General features: G+C 63.6%; 14 protein-coding genes and 1 pseudogene. 10 read left to right on the top strand and 5 right to left on the bottom strand.

Annotated elements, in window-relative coordinates; all coding sequences use genetic code 11:
• Window positions 1-93: 93 nt before the first annotated feature.
• Window positions 94-915 carry a PHP domain-containing protein gene (locus tag VSX42_RS08665; RefSeq protein WP_326503905.1) on the top strand — a complete coding sequence of 274 codons (822 nt, stop codon included), beginning with the start codon at window positions 94-96 and terminating at the stop codon, window positions 913-915.
• A gap of 283 nt (window positions 916-1,198) precedes the next feature.
• Here VSX42_RS08665 and VSX42_RS08670 read toward each other — a convergent pair.
• Window positions 1,199-2,045 (bottom strand): annotated as a pseudogene (locus VSX42_RS08670) (alpha-amylase family glycosyl hydrolase); the annotation flags it as partial.
• A 153-nt stretch (window positions 2,046-2,198) separates the two neighbouring features.
• Here VSX42_RS08670 and VSX42_RS08675 point away from each other — a divergent pair.
• Window positions 2,199-3,632 (top strand): GuaB1 family IMP dehydrogenase-related protein, encoded by a 1,434-nt coding sequence (locus tag VSX42_RS08675; RefSeq protein ID WP_326503906.1) that lies wholly within the window; start codon window positions 2,199-2,201, stop codon window positions 3,630-3,632.
• Window positions 3,633-3,710: 78 nt separating this feature from the next.
• Here the strand turns inward: VSX42_RS08675 and VSX42_RS08680 are convergent, their stop codons facing one another.
• The 4 genes from VSX42_RS08680 to VSX42_RS08695 form a co-directional block, all read right to left on the bottom strand.
• Complete coding sequence (locus VSX42_RS08680; RefSeq protein WP_326503907.1) at window positions 3,711-5,333, bottom strand: DEAD/DEAH box helicase; 1,623 nt, start codon at window positions 5,331-5,333, stop codon at window positions 3,711-3,713.
• Between the two features lie 272 nt (window positions 5,334-5,605).
• Window positions 5,606-5,833, bottom strand: coding sequence for a DUF3107 domain-containing protein (locus VSX42_RS08685; RefSeq protein WP_326503908.1), 228 nt, complete (start codon window positions 5,831-5,833; stop codon window positions 5,606-5,608).
• 137 nt (window positions 5,834-5,970) lie between these two features.
• Window positions 5,971-6,627, bottom strand: coding sequence for a TetR/AcrR family transcriptional regulator (locus tag VSX42_RS08690; protein WP_326503909.1), 657 nt, complete (start codon window positions 6,625-6,627; stop codon window positions 5,971-5,973).
• A gap of 63 nt (window positions 6,628-6,690) precedes the next feature.
• Window positions 6,691-7,983 (bottom strand): glutamyl-tRNA reductase, encoded by a 1,293-nt coding sequence (locus VSX42_RS08695; RefSeq protein WP_326503910.1) that lies wholly within the window; start codon window positions 7,981-7,983, stop codon window positions 6,691-6,693.
• Window positions 7,984-8,071: 88 nt separating this feature from the next.
• Between VSX42_RS08695 and hemE the strand changes: the two genes are divergently transcribed.
• The 8 genes from hemE (at window position 8,072) to hemL (ending at window position 17,305) form a co-directional block, all read left to right on the top strand.
• Window positions 8,072-9,199: a uroporphyrinogen decarboxylase gene (hemE, locus tag VSX42_RS08700; RefSeq protein WP_326503911.1), complete on the top strand. Its 1,128-nt coding sequence runs from the start codon at window positions 8,072-8,074 to the stop codon at window positions 9,197-9,199.
• Between the two features lie 13 nt (window positions 9,200-9,212).
• Window positions 9,213-10,676 (top strand): protoporphyrinogen oxidase, encoded by a 1,464-nt coding sequence (gene hemG / locus VSX42_RS08705; RefSeq protein WP_326503912.1) that lies wholly within the window; start codon window positions 9,213-9,215, stop codon window positions 10,674-10,676.
• A 156-nt stretch (window positions 10,677-10,832) separates the two neighbouring features.
• Window positions 10,833-11,567 (top strand): hydrogen peroxide-dependent heme synthase, encoded by a 735-nt coding sequence (hemQ, locus tag VSX42_RS08710; protein WP_418950789.1) that lies wholly within the window; start codon window positions 10,833-10,835, stop codon window positions 11,565-11,567.
• Entirely contained in the window at window positions 11,567-12,868 is a 1,302-nt protein-coding gene (locus tag VSX42_RS08715) for a ferrochelatase (protein ID WP_326503914.1), read from the top strand. The genes hemQ and VSX42_RS08715 overlap by 1 nt, the downstream gene beginning before the upstream one ends.
• Window positions 12,869-13,099: 231 nt before the next feature.
• On the top strand, window positions 13,100-14,107 hold the full coding sequence (gene hemC, locus VSX42_RS08720; RefSeq protein WP_326503915.1) for a hydroxymethylbilane synthase: 1,008 nt from the start codon (window positions 13,100-13,102) through the stop codon (window positions 14,105-14,107).
• Window positions 14,108-14,111: 4 nt separating this feature from the next.
• On the top strand, window positions 14,112-14,933 hold the full coding sequence (locus VSX42_RS08725) for a uroporphyrinogen-III synthase (protein ID WP_326503916.1): 822 nt from the start codon (window positions 14,112-14,114) through the stop codon (window positions 14,931-14,933).
• A gap of 33 nt (window positions 14,934-14,966) precedes the next feature.
• Window positions 14,967-15,974 carry a porphobilinogen synthase gene (gene hemB / locus VSX42_RS08730; RefSeq protein WP_326503917.1) on the top strand — a complete coding sequence of 336 codons (1,008 nt, stop codon included), beginning with the start codon at window positions 14,967-14,969 and terminating at the stop codon, window positions 15,972-15,974.
• Between the two features lie 5 nt (window positions 15,975-15,979).
• Window positions 15,980-17,305, top strand: a complete 1,326-nt coding sequence (gene hemL, locus VSX42_RS08735) for a glutamate-1-semialdehyde 2,1-aminomutase (protein ID WP_326503918.1) — start codon at window positions 15,980-15,982, stop codon at window positions 17,303-17,305.
• Window positions 17,306-17,343 lie beyond the last annotated feature (38 nt).

Below are 17,343 nucleotides of genomic sequence, written 5' to 3' on the forward strand. Positions count from 1 at the left end.
GGCGCGTCTAGTTGAAGATAGTGGTACCGATACTTAAGGGCGGCTAATGGTTGCCACCTGTTACGGATGGGCCGCCGCAGGTAGGCTGGAGCTATGTACGACCTGCACACCCACTCCCGTATCTCAGACGGCACCCAGCCGGTAACCGAGCTGGTCGCCGACGTAGCCGCCGCCGGGCTTACCGGCTTCGCCCTGACCGACCACGACACCACCGCCGGCTGGGCTGAAGCCCAAGATACAGCCGGACGCCTGGGGCTAGACTTCCTGCCTGGCATGGAAATCTCGTGTTCGGCTCAGGGGGTAAGCATCCACCTGCTCTCCTACCTGCACGACCCGGCCAACGAGGCTCTCCTAGCTGAAATTAATCGCGCCCGTGATTCTCGAGTGGGACGCGCTCAGCGCATGGTTGAAAGACTCGCCGAAGACTACCCGATTACCTGGGAGACCGTTCAGGAACAGGTACACGAGGGAGCTACCGTAGGCCGCCCCCACATCGCAGATGCCCTAGTGGCCCTCGGCACAGTAGCCAACCGGTCAGAAGCCTTCGAAACCATTCTGACTACCCGCTCAAAATACTACGTACCCCACTACGCCGTTGACCCGGCGAGGGCTGTTGAACTGGTACGTGCGGCAGGGGGCGTGCCGGTCATGGCCCACCCCAAGGCGTCCGCCCGCGGCAAACTCGCCAGTAACGAAACCATCTACGCCATGATTGAGGCAGGGCTGGCCGGCTTTGAGGTCTACCACCGTGACAACCCCGAAGAAGGCCGCGCCTGGCTGCTTGAAACCGCAGCCAAACACGACCTTCTAGTCACAGGATCATCCGACTACCACGGCGCAGGCAAACCCAACCGCCTGGGCGAAAATACCACGCCCGGTGAGACGGTCGAGCGGATTCGTGAGTTAGCTAGGTAATTGGGCAGGGCAGATACATCGCCCGGCGACGACCCTCTCATAGCTCGCGCCGGGGCACTCGCTATGATTCACGCCAGCCCCGCGCCAGCCGCCGGGCGATGCATCTGCCCTACCCCTAGCTCTTCGGCTACCTCTTGAGCCAGAGCGTAGCCGACCCGGGCATGGAACCTGCGGCGAAGGCGTCCGCGGCACCGGGAGTAGAGCCGAGTACGAACTCGGCCTCAGTCAGGTCAGCGGGCAGGGGAGCGGGCTCGGTGCTGAAGTTGGTCAGGTTGACCCAGCCGCCGGGGCGCTCAAAAACCAGCAGGTCAGCCGAATCAGTGGCGAGCCAGGTCAGTTCCTCGGCCGGGCCACCTGCGAGCAGCCACTCGTGGCCTACCTTCTCGTTGGTTTTACCCTCTACAAAGGGTAGGCCGTAGCGGGTGGGGTGGCGCACCATATTGTGGTTGGAGAGCACCCAGGTGCTCGACGAGCCGGACTCAGCAGAGAGTTCCAGGTTTTCGGCCACTATTTTGCGGAACTCTCCTGCCGCGAAGCGGGCAGTGAGCAGGTCAAAGTTAAAGGCCTGGCCCAGGCCCTGGGCGAACGCGTAGGCGGGACGGCGGTCGCGCTCCACCCAGGCCTCTGCCACGGCGGTGCGGGGTGTATTCGTTGAAGACGGCGCGCCACTCCTTATAAATCTCGTGCACATCGTCGCGGTCCCACATGGGGTGGGTGCCGTCCTTGGGCAGAGCGTCAAGCTCTGCCTGGCTAGGGAGCACCTCAGGTAGGTCCTTGGCGATACCGTGGGCCACGTCGATGCGGAAGCCATCCACACCGCGGTCAGCCCAGAAGCGGAAAGTTTCTTTGAAGCCTTCGTGGACCTCGGGGTTATGCCAGTTCAGGTCGGGCTGCTCAACGGCGAAGTTGTGCAGGTACCACTGGCCGTCGCCCACCGGCTCCCAGGCCGGGCCGCCGAAAATAGAGGTCCAGTCAGCCGGGGGTAGCTCGCCCTTCTCACCCAGGCCGTCACGGAAGATATAGCGGTCACGGCCTGGCGCCACCAGGTGGGATCGTCGGCTGCCGGAACCAAGAGGTTTGAATCGCTCATCGTTGAACCTTTCATGGGAAGAAGCTACAGGGCAGGGCACCTGCCCCTGCCCACCAGCCTACGACCCGGCGTCCGCCTCCCCCTGAGCGGAAAAGATGCGCGTGGTAAAAATGCCACAAATTGGAGTTACGCAGGTTGCACGCTCAAAGCTAACAAACTGCCTGTTCAGCGGCACACCGCATAGACTAAGGGTATGAAGTTTCTCAACGACATGACCCCCACCACCGACCTTACCTACAACGACGTGTTCATGGTTCCCTCCCGCTCCGCGGTAGGCTCCCGCATGGGCGTAGACCTCTCCACCGCCGACGGCACCGGCACCACCATCCCCCTGGTTATCGCTAATATGACCGCCGTTTCAGGGCGCCGTATGGCTGAAACCGTTGCCCGCCGCGGTGGCATCGCCATCATTCCCCAGGACGTGCCCACCGACATCGTCGCCGAAACTATCCAGCGGGTCAAAAACTCCCACCTGATTTTCGACACCCCTATCACCGTCAAGCCCCACCACACCGCAGGCTACGTGCGCCACCTGCTACCCAAGCGTGCCCACGGGGCTGCTATCGTCGTGGACGGCGAGACCCCCATCGGCGTCATTACCCCTAAGGATCTGCGCGGGGCAGACAACTTTGACCAGGTACAAGACCTCATGAGCACCGAACTGCTCACCCTGCCCGATACCGTCACCCCGCGTGAAGCCTTCGACATTCTGCACGAGAAGTCCCGCAAGGTAGCGCCCGTTGTGGACGCTGACGGCAAGCTGGTCGGCGTGCTGACCCGCTCAGCCGCCCTGCGCGCCAGCCTCTACGAGCCGGCCACCGACGCCGAGGGCAAGCTCCGCATCGGCGTTGCAATCGGCATCAACGGCGACGTAGCGGGTCGTGCCGCCGCCCTGATTGAGGCGGGTGCCGACGTGCTCGTCGTCGATACCGCCCACGGTCACCAGGAAACCATGATTGAGGCCCTCAAGAAGGTCAAGGCCCTTAACCCCTCCATCCCCATTGCCGCCGGCAACGTGGTAACGGCTGCGGGCGTCCGCGACCTGGCAGAAGCAGGAGCCGACATCATCAAGGTCGGCGTTGGCCCAGGCGCCATGTGCACCACCCGTATGCAGACCGGCGTAGGCCGCCCCCAGTTCTCCGCCGTACTGGAATGCGCCGCCGAAGCCAAGAAACTGGGCGTACACATCTGGGCGGACGGTGGCATCAAGGACCCCCGCGACGTTGCCCTGGCCCTGGCCGCCGGTGCCTCCAACGTCATGGTCGGTTCCTGGTTCGCGGGCACCTACGAGTCACCCGGCGACGTACTGCAGGATGCCGACGGCCGCCTCTACAAGGAATCCTTCGGTATGGCCTCCCGCCGCGCGGTTATTAACCGCAACTCCAAGACCGAAGCCTTTGAAAAGGCCCGCCGTGAAATGTTCGAAGAGGGCATCTCATCAGCCCGAATCTACCTGCCCGAGGGCCGCGGTGGTGTAGAAGACCAGATTGACTCGATCATCTCGGGCGTCCGCTCATCCTTCACCTACGCCGGCGCTGCCTCCATTGAGGAGTTCGCCGAGCGAGCCGTGGTGGGTATCCAGTCTGCCGCTGGTTACGCAGAGGGCCAGGCCCGCGCCACCCGCTAGGTAGGTTTTCCCTGAAAGGGGACCTTAAAACCTAAAAGGGACCGCATATTATGCGGTCCCTTTTAAGTTTTGCGGTCCCTATGAGTCTTGTCTGCCCTCTACCCGGCGGGTGCGGCGGCGACGGCGGCGCTGGCCCTCACCCTGCTGGCCACCTTCAGCCACGTCAGCAGGCTTCTGCTGGCGCTGACGGCGGGCTGGACGCTCCTGCCCGGCTTCACCCTCTACCCGGCGGGTACGGCGACGACGCGGCTTGGGATCAGCCTCCCCGCTCTGGCCGCCACGCTGATCATCGCGCTTCTCAACCCGGCCCTCACCACCAGAGCGTGAGCCCTCGCGGCGCGGAGAACGGGAGCCCGAACGTCCGCGACGATTCCCGCGGCCACCGCGCTCCTGGCGCTTCTCACGAGCCGGGACACCCCCAAAGTCCTCAGCCTCTTCAGCCTGCAGACCCGCTGCGGTGCGCTCCTCCTTGGGCAGACGGCCCTTGGTTCCTTTAGCAATACCCAGGTCAGTGAAGAGGTGGGGAGAGGAAGAATAGGTTTCAACCGGCTCGTCTACACCCAGTTCAAGGGCCTTGTTGATGAGCTTCCAACGGGGCACATCCTCCCAATCCACCAGGGTAACGGCGGTGCCTTCCTTCTCGGCACGGCCGGTGCGGCCCACACGGTGCAGGTAGGTCTTCTCATCCTCGGGGCACTGGTAATTGATGACGTGGGTGACGTCCTCAACGTCAATACCGCGGGCTGCCACGTCGGTTGCAACCAGAATGTCAATCTTGCCGTTGCGGAAGGCCCGAAGGGCCTGCTCACGCGCCCCCTGGTTGAGGTCGCCGTGAATAGCGCCGGCTGCGAAACCTCGGGCGGTCAGCTCATCAGAGAGCTTGGCAGCGGAGCGCTTGGTCTTGGTGAAAATGACGGTACGGCCCCGGCCCTCGGCGCGCAGAATACGGCCGACCAGCTCGTCCTTATCCAGGGGGTGGGCCCGGTAAATAACCTGGCGGATCGAGGCCTTGGTCATGGTCTCTTCTTCGCCGGATTCTGCGCGGATGTGCATGGGGCGGCTCATGTAGCGGCGGGCCATGGTCAGGACGGGCCCGGGCATGGTTGCCGAGAAGAGCATGGTCTGGCGCGCCTCGGGTACGGCTGAGAGAATGCGTTCCACATCGGGCAGGAAGCCCAGGTCAAGCATCTCGTCGGCTTCATCGAGTACCACAATCTTGATCTGGCTCAGGTTGAGGTACTTCTGGCGGTGCAGGTCAATCAGACGGCCCGGGGTACCCACAATCAGCTCAACACCCTTTTCCAGTTCTTTGACCTGGCTGTCGTAGGGGCGGCCGCCGTAGAGGGTCGCTACTCGCACGCCGGTCTTTGAGGCAGCAACAGCGAGGTCATCGCCCACCTGGATAGCCAGTTCGCGGGTGGGAACGATAATCAGGGCCTGAGGCGCACCGGGGGCGGGAAGCTGGTTGAAGGCGTCCGTACCCGGGACCGAAAGGCTCTGCAGGGCCGGCAGACCAAAGCCCAGGGTCTTACCGGTACCGGTCTTAGCCTGACCGATGATGTCATGGCCAGACAGGGCCACCGGCAGGGTCAGGGCCTGAATGGGGAAGGGGGAGACGATGCCCTTCTCGGCAAGGGCATCGGCAATGTCTTGGCGCACGCCGTAGTCGGCGAAAGTTTGAGTGGTATCAGGGTTAGTCACGAATCGTGTTCCTTATAGAGTGAGGCCCCGGCCCGGGGCAAACGAGGAAGCCGATCGTGGGTTTTCATGCAGCAAAGAAGCTCTATCAACCGCTGGGCGGACGCTTGCAGAGCGTTGGGCGGGAGAGCTAAAGGCAGGTGAGTCTATACGGATGGTACGACCGGGCAACCAAATAACTTCTTTATTCTACCGCCAAGTGCCGTAAATGTAAGAGGGGCCCCAGGAGTTTTGCGTCAAACTCCCGGGGCCCCTCTGGCTGAGTAAGCCCGATGTTACTGGCCGATACCGAAGCCGATGCGGTGCTTGGTTTCAGAGCCCAGCTCGACATAGCCGATGTTAGCGGCCGGAACCAGGGTGGTGGAGCCCTTAGAATCGGTCAGTTCCAGGATGCCGCCCTGTTCGAGAGCCGCAGCGATCTTGGCGCGGACGTCTGAGGCGGTTTCGTCGGTGTCGATGACGACCTGGCTGGGCACGTTGATAACGCCAATCTTAATTTCCATGAGGTTTCCTTTCGATGGTTCCCTACCTGGCTGCAGGGGGTCTCTGCCCACCAGTCTACGTGAGTAGGGGCAGGAAAGGAGGTGGGTTTCGGTCTGAGCTGACAGGGTAGAGAAAGGGCACGACAGCGGGGAAAGCGCTACTCCCAGTCCTCATCGATGATGGAGATACCGCCCCAGGCCAGACGGAAGACGGCGCGCTCAGCCATTGCAAGCTGCTGGGGTGAGGAGTCGGTGCCGATGACCATGTGGGCAGCTGCCTGCACCATGCCGGTGAGCATGCGGGCCGTCATCAGGGCCTCTTCAAAGGGCATGCCGGCGTTGGGCGCTAGTACCTCGGCGATTCGCTTGGCGATGGTGATGTGCATGTTTTCGGTGCGTTCTTGTACCGCGTAGTCGTTCTGAATGTCGGATTCAAAGATGACGCGGTAGCCTGCCACATTATTGCGGGCAAAATTGAAGAAAGCACCGATGACGCCCTGCACACGTTCGCGGTTGACCTTGGTGGTGTAGAGGGGCTGCACCAGCTGGGTCATGAGGTTGTTGATTTGTTCATCGAGCACGGCCAGGTAGAGGTCGCGTTTGCCGGTGAAGTGCTGGTAGAGCACGGGCTTGGTCACGTTAGAGGCGGTGGCGATGTGGTCCATGGTGGTGGCATGGTAGCCCTGGGAAGCAAAAACACGCACGGCGTTGCCGATGAGCTGCTGGCGGCGCAGGTCTTTGGGCAGGCGGGAGGCCCCGGGCGGGTCGATGGGGTCGCCGGGGTCGGAGTCAGCTGAAAATATGGAGGTGGACATCGTTGCTGCCGAACCTTTGGGATGGTGGGCGGACGGGGATGCGGCTGGTGGGGTACCTGCCTGCTAGGAGGCGTCGGTTTGGGGCTCGGCCTCTTCGGGGGTTTCTTGCACTTCGATACCGTAGAGGGCTTCGAGGGCCGCTACATAGTCGTCTACCCGGCCTTCGCGTGCCATATCTCGGGCGCGGACGGTCGGGGTGTGCAAGAGGGACTTGACCATGCGGCGCATTGCGAGCTCAAGCTGTTCAGTTGCTGCGGTGCACCCGTACTGGTTGTGCACCTTAGCTAGCTCGGCGTCGAGTACGCTCATGGTGTGTTGTCTGAGAGCAACAATAGCAGCGTCAACGCTGCGGGCCTTCTCTTTGATGGAGAATTCTGCGGCGGCTTCGTCCACAATTGTGCGGGCAGTGTGCACGGACTCTACGGTCTCTTCGGGGGCGGCCAGACGCACAGATTCGAGGGTAATGAGTTCTACCTCGGGTAGGTCTGCTACCTCGGGGGCGAAGTCGCGAGAGAGCGCTAAATCAAGGATGACGCGCTTGCCGGCGGGGATTTCGATGGGAAGCATGGGGGAGGCACCACCCGAGCAGCCGATGATGATATCGGCCGCTGCCATCTGCTCGTGCAACTCCCCGTGGGGCACTGCCTGTACCCCGCGTTTGTCGGCAAAAGTGGCTGCACGATCTGAGCGGGAGTATATCCAGATATCGGTCGTCCCCCGAGAGTGCAGGGCAGCTACAGTAGCCCCGGCGTAGGCGCCAGTACCAAAGACCAGAACCCGGCGGTTCTCCCAGGTTTTGTCGGCGATGTCATCGGCCATATCCAGGGCAACCGACACGATAGAGCGGCCCCGAGAGCCCAGCATGGTTTGCTGGCCGACCCGGCGGGCGGTCTGGGCACCGTGTTCAAAGAGGCGCACCAGATTGCCGGTGGCCCGTCCTTGCTCCTGGGAGAGAGATAGAGCGCGGCGTACCTGGCCTGTGATCTCGCGTTCGCCCACAACGGCCGATTCCAGGCCTGAGGCTACAGTGAAGAGGTGGTGGGCTGCATCTGTATTTACCAGCACATCAAAGCTGTTTTCTACCAGGTCGTAGGAAAGCCCGGACCGCTGGGAGATCAGGTCAAAGATGTACTCTGAGGCGGTAGCAACGTCGTTGGCGATGTTCTGGTCGGTGGCCCCCGGCTTGCTGGGAATCTCGGCGTAAAGTTCTAAGCGGTTGCAGGTAGACAAAATCACCTCACCACGAATGCCGGTGCGTTCAAGATCCCGGTGGATTTTCTCAACGCCTTCGCTGAGGTAAGCCACGGTGGTGAGGTCGACGGAGCGATGCGATGCTACAAGGCTGAAAATAGTCACGACGACTCTATTATAGACAGCTCCCTGTTGGGGGTCTGGTGACAGGTTGTCTCTAAAGTTGTGCTTTAAACTTGGCAGAATGGTGTATATGAATCAGACCGTATCATCAGCGCTGCGTCAGCGCCCCCTGCTCACCGACGAGCAGCTTACCCATCTGCCCGCTACCCACCCCCTGAAGACCGCCGGCACTGGCGAGTCAGCCATGATTCGTACCCTGACCGGTCGCGAAGCTGAGCACGCCCCGGTCTGGTTCATGCGCCAGGCAGGACGCTCCCTGCCCGAGTACCGCGAAGTCCGTGAGGGAATCCCCATGCTGGATTCCTGCCTCAACCCCGAACTGGCTGCAGAAATCACGGTTCAGCCGGTGCGCCGCCACAAGGTCGATGCCGGTATCTTCTTCTCAGATATCGTCATCCCCATGAAGCTAGCCGGTGTGGGTGTCGATATTGTTCCCGGGCGAGGCCCCGTCCTGGACGCCCCCGTCCGCACCCTCGAGGACATCAAGAACCTGCCTGAACTCGAAGACTCAGCCCTTGACCCCATTCGAGAAGCTGTTGCTCTGACCGTTGAGAAACTGGGCTCCACCCCGCTCATCGGCTTTGCCGGTGCCCCCTTCACCGTGGCCGCCTACATGGTAGAGGGCGGGCCCTCCCGCGACCACCTGCGTCCGCGCACCATGATGCACGCCGACCCCGAAGCCTGGGCCGCCCTGGGTGCCTGGGCTGCCCGCACCTCAGCCCAGTTCCTGGCTGCCCAGATTGAGGCGGGTGCTTCAGCTGTTCAGCTCTTTGATTCCTGGGCAGGCTCCCTGGGTGAGGCCGACTACCGCCGTTTCGTCATGCCCCACTCCGCAGCCACCCTCGCTGCCGTTGAACGCTACGGGGTGCCCCGCATCCACTTTGGTACCGGAACCGCTGAACTGCTGCCCGCTATGCTCGAAGCCGGTGCGGACGTCATCGGCGTGGACTACCGCCTGCCCCTCTCCGAAGCCCAGCGCCGACTGGGCGGAGGTATCGTGCTACAGGGCAACATCGACCCGGCCCTGCTGGCATCGGGCTGGGAGGCCCTTGCCGCCCACACCGATGCGGTTCTTGAAGAAGGACGCTGTGCCCCGGCCCACGTGGTTAACCTGGGGCACGGGGTGCCCCCGACCACCGACCCCACCGTCCTGACCCGCCTGGTCGACTACATCCACACCTCAACCCGCAAAGGCTAGGAAAAAGAACCCCATGGCACAGCACCAGCACCTGTACAACACCGCCCTGGTGATTGGCGGCGGCATCTCGGGCCTGCTTGCAGCCCGCGAACTAGCCCGAGCCGGTAAGAAAGTCACCCTGGTTGAACGGGAAAGCCACCTGGGAGGTGCCGTAGGCGCCCACCAGTTAGCCGGTCTGGTGCTGGATTCTGGTGCTGAGTCCTTCGCAACTCGTACCGACGCGGTCCGCAACCTGCTCACCGACCTGGGGCTGGCTGACCGCATTGTGACGCCCGAGCCCCTTGGGTCCTGGCTCTACCTGCCCACCGGGCCCTACCCCTCACCGTCCACCGGTGTTCTGGGCATTCCCGGTAGCCTCGATGACCCGGCCCTCAAAAAAATCCTGGGCCGGGCAGGCTACCGCCGCGCCAAGCTCGATGCTATGCTGCCGCGTTCAGCCGGGTCTAACGCCAAAACCCTGGGTGAGCTGGTGCGGGTGCGTCTGGGCCAGCAGGTACTCGACCAGCTGGTAGCCCCGGTGGTATCCGGTGTGCACTCAGTACACCCCGACCAGCTAGAAATCGCCACCATCGCCCCCGGTCTGCTGACCGGCCTCCGCGAGCTGGGCTCCCTCACCGCAGCCAGTGCCCGCCTGCGAGCCGCCTCACCGGCAGGTTCCCAGGTTGCCGGTATCGAAGGCGGCATGAACCAGCTCTCCGAAACTCTCGTGGACGACCTGCTCCGTCAGCGCGTGCGCATCGTCAGCGGCTTCGACACCATCGCCGTGGACCGTGACCCCGTTACCGGCGGGTGGACGGCCATTCAGCGCCAGCCTGAATACGGCGAAAAATCAGCCATTATCCGCGGCGAACTGCTGGTGGTAGCCACCGACGCCCAGACCTCCATTCGCCTGCTCGGGCCCCACCTACCGGTGTCCGCCCTGCCCGCCGTTACCCCCGGCCCGGAAGTTGCCCTGGTCTCCCTGGTGCTCGACCAGCCAGCTCTTGACGCAGCCCCGCGCGGTACCGGCCTGCTGGTGAGCGAGGCTGCCACCGGCGTCCGCGCCAAGGCCCTTACCCACGCCACCGCCAAGTGGGCCTGGGTCGCAGAACGAGCAGGGGAAGGGCGCCACGTGGTACGCCTGTCCTACGGGCGCGGCAAGGATCACGACACCTCACCGCTGTCAGAGCTTGCCCTGCACGATGACCAGCTGGTCACCCTGGGCCTCCACGACGCAGGCCACCTGCTGGGCGTACCCATCACCAAGAGCCACCTGGTCGCAGCGGACGTCGTACGCTGGCGCAGCGCCCTGCCCTCCACCACGCCGGGGCACAAGGATCGCGTCACCGCCTTCCGCTCGGCCCTCGCCGACCTGCCAGGTGCCACCGCCGTTGGCGCCTGGATTGCCGGAACCGGCCTGGCAGCCGTCACCGCAGACACCCAGGAACATCTGGGGCGCTTCATCCAGAAAAACACCGACACATCAGCTAACGACTAGGTAGCGGCTACTCGCCCTCAACGTCCCACATCGAAAGGTAACCCCATGTCACACCACGGTAACCCTGCAGAACACTCCCACGGCGCCAGCGCTTACGGCAGCGCAGGCCACGGCTCAGCTGGTCACGGCGCTTACAGCCACGGCGGTCGTCCGCCCATGCCCACTGCCAAGGACACCCACGGCAAAATTCAGGGCCAGCGCCCCGGTGAAGTAGCCGAAGGCGACAGCCAGTTCCATTACGCCCTCTACACCGTCTTCGCCCGCGAAGGTGCCGCCAACCCCGCCGCTACCGGCGCTGAGGCTACCGCCGAACTCGAAGCCCTGGTTGCTGAGCTCGAAGCCAAGGGTGTGATTACCCGCGGCTTCTACGACGTCTCAGCCATGCGTAACGACGCTGACGTGATGGTCTGGGTCCACGGTGCTGTGCCCGAAGACCTGCAGGCAGCAATCCGCAGCTTCCGCCGCACCGCAGCTTTTTCGGGCACCAAGATTGTCTGGTCGACCATGGGCGTACACCGCGACGCCGAATTCTCAGCTGGTCACACCCCCACCTTCGCCAAAGGCATCGCCCCCGAACAGTGGGTCTGCGTCTATCCCTTCGTGCGCTCCTTCGACTGGTACACCATCAACCCCGAAAAGCGCCGCGATGTGATGAAGAGCCACGGCATGAAGGGCATCGACTTCCCAGAGGTGTTGCCCAACACCATCGCCACCTTCGGCCTCAACGACTACGAGTGGCTTATCGCCCTCGAAGCTCCCGAACTGGTGCTCATCGTTGACCTCATGCGCTCCTTCCGCAATACCGAAGCCCGCCACTTCGTACGCGAAGAAATCCCCTTCTACACCGGCCGCCGCATCGAGGCCGCCGAGGTTGCCCAGGTGATCGCCTAATGACCACCCAGCTCCCTGCCGACATCATCCCTAACCAGACCGACCCGGCCAACACCGCCTCCAACGGCCCGGCCGTGCTCGATGAGAGCACCATCGGCACCTACACCAGCGAGCGCACTCTCACCCGCCCCCGCGCGTCCGCCCCCCAGGACTATGACCTGGTGATTCTGTCCTCCTTCGGCGGCCCCGAGGGGCAGGACGACGTGATTCCCTTCCTGCGCAACGTCACCGCCGGCCGCGGCATCCCCGACGAACGCCTCGAAGAAGTCGCCACCCACTACCGGGCCAACGGCGGCGTCTCACCCATCAACGAGCAGAACCGCGCCCTGCTGGCAGCCCTGAGTGAAGCCCTCGCTGAGAAAGGCCCCGCTATCGACATCACCTGGGCCAACCGCAACTGGAAGCCCTATGTCAACGACGTGGTCCAGCAGGCCTATGACGAGGGCAAGCGTAAGATCCTTGTGCTGGCCACCAGCGCCTACCCCGGCTACTCCTCCTGCCGCCAGTACCGCGAAGACTACGGAATCGCCATCGAAAAGCTGGGCCTAGACGGCAAACTGCAGATCGATAAGGTCCGCCAGTTCTGGGACACCCCCGGCTTCATCCAGCCCTTCATCGACGGCCTGGTCGAGGGGCTTGCGGACGTCCGTGCCCAGCTTGCTGCCGCCCAGCAGGCTGCCGCAGGTAACGGAAAAATCCGCATCATGTTCTGCACCCACTCCGTACCCACCAGCGCCGCCAACGAGGCCGGACCCCGCGGTGTCGACTACGAAGGTGGCTCCGCCTACGTCGAAAAGCACCTGGAAGCTGCCCGCGCCGTCCTCGCCGGAGTACAGGCCGTTGACCCCGCCCTGCTCGATGAAGTCGACTGGGAACTGGTCTACCAGTCCCGCTCTGGCCCCCCATCCATGCCCTGGCTCGAACCCGACGTCAACGACGCCCTCGAAGCCCTCGACGGTAAGGTCGACGGCATCGTGCTTGTACCCCTCGGCTTCGTCTCAGACCACATGGAAGTTCTCTGGGACCTCGACACCGAAGCCCTCGACACCTGTAAGCGCCTCGGCTTCGCAGCAACCCGCACCCCCACCCCCGGCACCCACCCCGCCTACGTTGAGGGCCTGCGCCAGCTAATCGCCGAACGAGTCGCCTCCACCGCCCCCGCCCAGGACGCCGACGGCATACAGGCAGCTCGCGTCTCCGTCTGCGGTGGAACCGGCTGGTTCGACGCCTGCAACCCCGATTGCTGCAAGTCCCAGCGCCCCGGCTCCGACAAGCCTGTGATTGCTAATTACCAGGGGTAGGTAGACGGCAAGGGCAAGTTAGTGAGGTGCGTAAGCGTGCGCCGTTTCCTTCTTGTTCCTAGCTGGGGGCGCGGGGACGCGCTTTTGCCGACTAACCTTCTTGAGCTCGCGCTGGGGCGCTCGCTCAATTCATGCCAGCCCCAGCCAGTCGGCTCCAAGCGCGTCCCCGCGCCCCCTCTGCAACACGGCGGCTTAAACATTTCAGATAAAGATTGCACGAAAGGACGCTCATTGGCAGCTCGAACATTTACTGTAGGCACGCGCGGGTCGGCTCTTGCGACAACCCAGACCGGCTGGGCTGTTCAGCGTATGCGGGAGGCAACCGGCATTGAGCTAGAGACCGTCACCGTCAAAACTGAGGGCGACGTGCTCACCGGCCCCCTGTCTCAGCTAGGTGGTACCGGTGTTTTTGCTGCGACCCTGCGCTCCCGCCTGCTCGATGGGGGAGTGGATGTGGCCGTCCATTCCCTGAAAGACCTGCCCAGTGCGCCCTGCCCGGGGCTGACCGTTGCTGCCACCCCGGAGCGGGAGGACCCCCGGGATGCCCTGTGCGCCCGGGACGGCCTGACCCTCGATACTCTGCCCACCGGGGCTAGGGTGGGTACGGGGTCGCCGCGTCGGGCGGCCCAGCTGCTGGCTATCCGTCCTGACCTCACCATCGTTGATATCCGCGGTAATGTGGGTACCCGTCTGGCTCGTGTGGCTGGCAATGAGCACTACGGGGTGGGCGCCCACGGCCTGCACGGTGAGAAGAAGCTTGGCGCTATCACCGGTGACTGCGATGCGGTCGTGCTGGCTGCTGCCGGTCTGCACCGCCTGGGTCTTGCTGAGACCATTACCGAGTACCTGGGGGTTGACAGGGTTGTGCCCGCTCCCGGCCAGGGGGCCCTCGCTATCGAAATTCGTACAGAGGATACCGGCGAGCAAACAGAGCTGGGGCAGGCTGTAGCTGCTGTCAACCACACCGAGACCCAGCTGGCTGTGACCGCTGAGCGCGCTCTACTGCGCCGTCTTGAAGCCGGTTGCGCCGCCCCCATTGGGGCTTACGCCCTGGTGGACGCCGGCCAGCTCGTCCTTAACATAGCTGTGGCTAACCCCGATGGCACCGAGCTGCTGCGGCACACCGTGCAGACAGAGACCCTGTCGGTAGAAGCCGCCGCCTTCCTCGGCACCCAGGCTGCCGATGACCTGCTGGGCATGGGCGCTGCCGCCCTCGCCGGTCTTGAAGGCGGTGCCTAGAGCTATGACTACCTACCTCATCACCCGCACCCCGGCTAAGGCCGCTGCGCTGACCAGTGCTCTTCTGGAGCAGGACGCCGAAGCGCAGCTGCTCTACGCCCCTATTCTTGACCCCGTAGGCACCGAACCAGAAGACTGGGAAGAAGTCGCCTTCGCCCTGATCCGCGGGGAATTCTCCTGGGTTACCTTCACCTCGGTCAACGGGGTACTGGGTCTAGACGCCCTGGCCCAAGGGCTGGGCCAAAGCTTGGTCGAACTGTTAGGCGCTGCCCAGATTGCAGCCGTCGGCCGGGCTACCGAGGCAGCCCTGATTAAGCGGGGCCTGCTGGTCGACTTCGTGCCCGAAACCCAATCAGCAGCCGGAATGGTCGACGAATGGCTCATCGACGAAGAATGGGATAACCCCATGGACGAAACCATCTTGGCCGTCCAGGGAACCACCGCCTCAGCGACCCTCGAAGAAGGGCTCACCGACTACGGCTACACCGTAGCCACCCTGCCGGTCTACGACATGCTGCCCTCCCCAGTAGCGAACCCCCTGACCGAGCAGAACCCCGCTGACCTTGGCGTTCCGTCAGGTTCCGCGCTCACCCTGAGCGAGGCCGTCATCGCGCTCGCTACCACCGACGTCCTGATTGCAACCTCGCCCCTGCTATTGCAGACCCTAGCGGACGCTGCCGGCAACACCCTGCCCCCCACCGTTGCCATCGGGGCCAGCACCGAAGCCGCCGCCCGCAACCTACCCGAGCAGCAGCGTCCTGCAACCATCACCGTGGCGGCAAGCCCCGCCGCCGCAGACCTGGCAGCAGCCGCACTCGCCCTCTAAGCTAAAAAAGACACCTACCCGTCAAGGAAGACCATGTTTGAACCTTCAGCCCTGCCGGTGCGCCCCCGCCGCCTGCGCACCACCGGCCCCATGCGGTCCCTGACCGCTGAAACCGCCCTGATTCCGGCTCACCTGGTGCAGGTGCTCTTCGTGCGCGACGGAATCGAGGAGCCCGTTGCCATCGAATCCATGCCCGGCCAGTACCAGCACACCCTGGAGACCGTCATCGGCGAGGTACAAAAAGCTGTGGACGCTGGCGTGCGCTGCATCGACCTCTTCGGCGTGCCCCGCGATGAAGATAAGGACGCAGTCGGCTCAGCAGCCTGGGCCGAGGACGGCATTCTCAATCGGGCGATCCGCGCTGTGCGCCAGCACTTCGGCGACTCGGTGGTCGTCATGGCAGATACCTGCCTGGACGAATTCACCGACCACGGCCACTGCGGCCCGCTGGTCGAAGACGCCTTCGGTAACACCGTCGTTGATAATGACGCAGCCGTGGAGTCCTACTGCAAGATGGCGGTTTCCCAGGCACGCGCCGGTGCCCACACCGTCAGCCCCTCCGGCATGATGGACGGCCAAATCGCCGCCATGCGCACCGCCCTCGACGAAGCTGGCTTCACCGACGTGTCTATCTTGGCCTACTCCGCCAAATACGCTTCGGCCTTCTTCGGCCCCTTCCGCGACGCTGTTGGTTCAACCTTCAGCGGCGACCGCAAAACCTACCAGCAGGACCCCGCCAACCGCCGGGAATCCATCTACGAAGTCCAGCTCGATATCGAGCAGGGAGCCGATATGGTCATGGTTAAGCCAGCTACCGCCTACCTGGACATCGTGCGCGAGGTCGCCGACTTCTCGCCCGTCCCCGTGGCCGCCTACCATGTCTCTGGCGAATACGCCATGATTGAAGCGGCTGCCGCGCAGGGCTGGATTGACCGCGAGGCCGTAGCTCTCGAAGCCCTCATGGGCATCCGCCGAGCAGGCGCCTCTATCATCTTGACCTACTACGCCACCGAAGCCGCCACCTGGCTCAACGAAAGGTAAACCCCTTGACCGTCTCAGAAGACCTCTTTGCCCGCTCCGCCCGCGTCATTCCCGGCGGCGTCAACTCACCCGTGCGCGCCTTCAATTCCGTTGGCGGCACCCCCGCCTTCATGGTGGAGGCATCCGGCCCCTACCTGACCGATGCCGATGGCCGTAACTATGTTGACCTGGTCTGCTCCTGGGGCCCGGCCCTGCTCGGCCACAAGCACACCGGCGTCATCGAAGCCGTGCACGCAGCGGTAGAACACGGCCTCTCCTTCGGTGCCTCAACCGCCGCCGAAACCGAGCTGGCTGAACTCGTGGTTGACCGCATCAACGCCGTAGCCCCCGGAACCATCGACCAGATCCGCATGGTCTCCACCGGCACTGAAGCAACCATGACCGCCATCCGCCTGGCCCGCGGCTACACCGGCCGCGACAAGATCATTAAGTTCGCAGGCTGCTACCACGGCCACGTCGATGCCCTGCTCTCAGAAGCCGGCTCCGGCGTTGCCACCCTTGCCCTGCCCGGCTCGGCGGGCGTCACCGCAGCTACCGCCGCCGAAACAATCGTTCTTCCCTACAACGACGAGGACGCCGTCCGCGCAGCTTTTGCTGCCAACCCCGGCGAGATTGCCGCCATCATCACCGAGGCAGCCCCCTGCAACATGGGCGTTGTGACCCCTGCTGAGGGCTTCAACGCCTTCCTGCGCGAGATTACCCGCGAACAGGGTGCCCTCATGATTTTTGACGAGGTGCTGACCGGCTTCCGCGTCTCCTCCGCAGGCTACTGGGGCTATTCCGCCCCCGTAGAAGGTAACTGGGCACCCGATATCTTCACCTTCGGCAAGGTGATTGGTGGCGGTATGCCCATGGCCGCCCTGGGCGGTAAGCGCGAGATCATGGAATACCTGGCTCCGCTGGGCCCCGTCTACCAGGCAGGTACCCTCTCCGGCAACCCCATCGCCATGGCTGCTGGTCTGGCTACCCTTAAGGCCGCTGACGCCACCGTCTACGAAACCATTGACGCCCGCTCAGCCCAGCTGCAGGCAGCCCTGGTTGAAGCCTTCAACGCTGAGGGGGTCAATCACTCTATCCAGACCGCAGGTAACCTCTTCTCCGTTGCCTTTGGTACCGCTGACAAGGGCGTGCACAACTACGAAGACATCAAGGCATCAGAAACCTACCGCTACAATGCCTTCTTCCACTCCATGCTGAACTCCGGCATCTACCTGCCGCCCAGCGCCTTCGAAGCCTGGTTCCTTTCAGCAGCCCACGATGATGCCGCCATGGACCGCATCATCGCGGCCCTGCCTGAGGCTGCCCGCGCGGCGGCGGAGGCGACAGTCTAGGCTCATGCTTTCTACGGGCGCGGCGCACTGGCCGGTAG

Source organism: Rothia nasimurium, from assembly GCF_035916755.1.
Taxonomy (GTDB): domain Bacteria; phylum Actinomycetota; class Actinomycetes; order Actinomycetales; family Micrococcaceae; genus Rothia.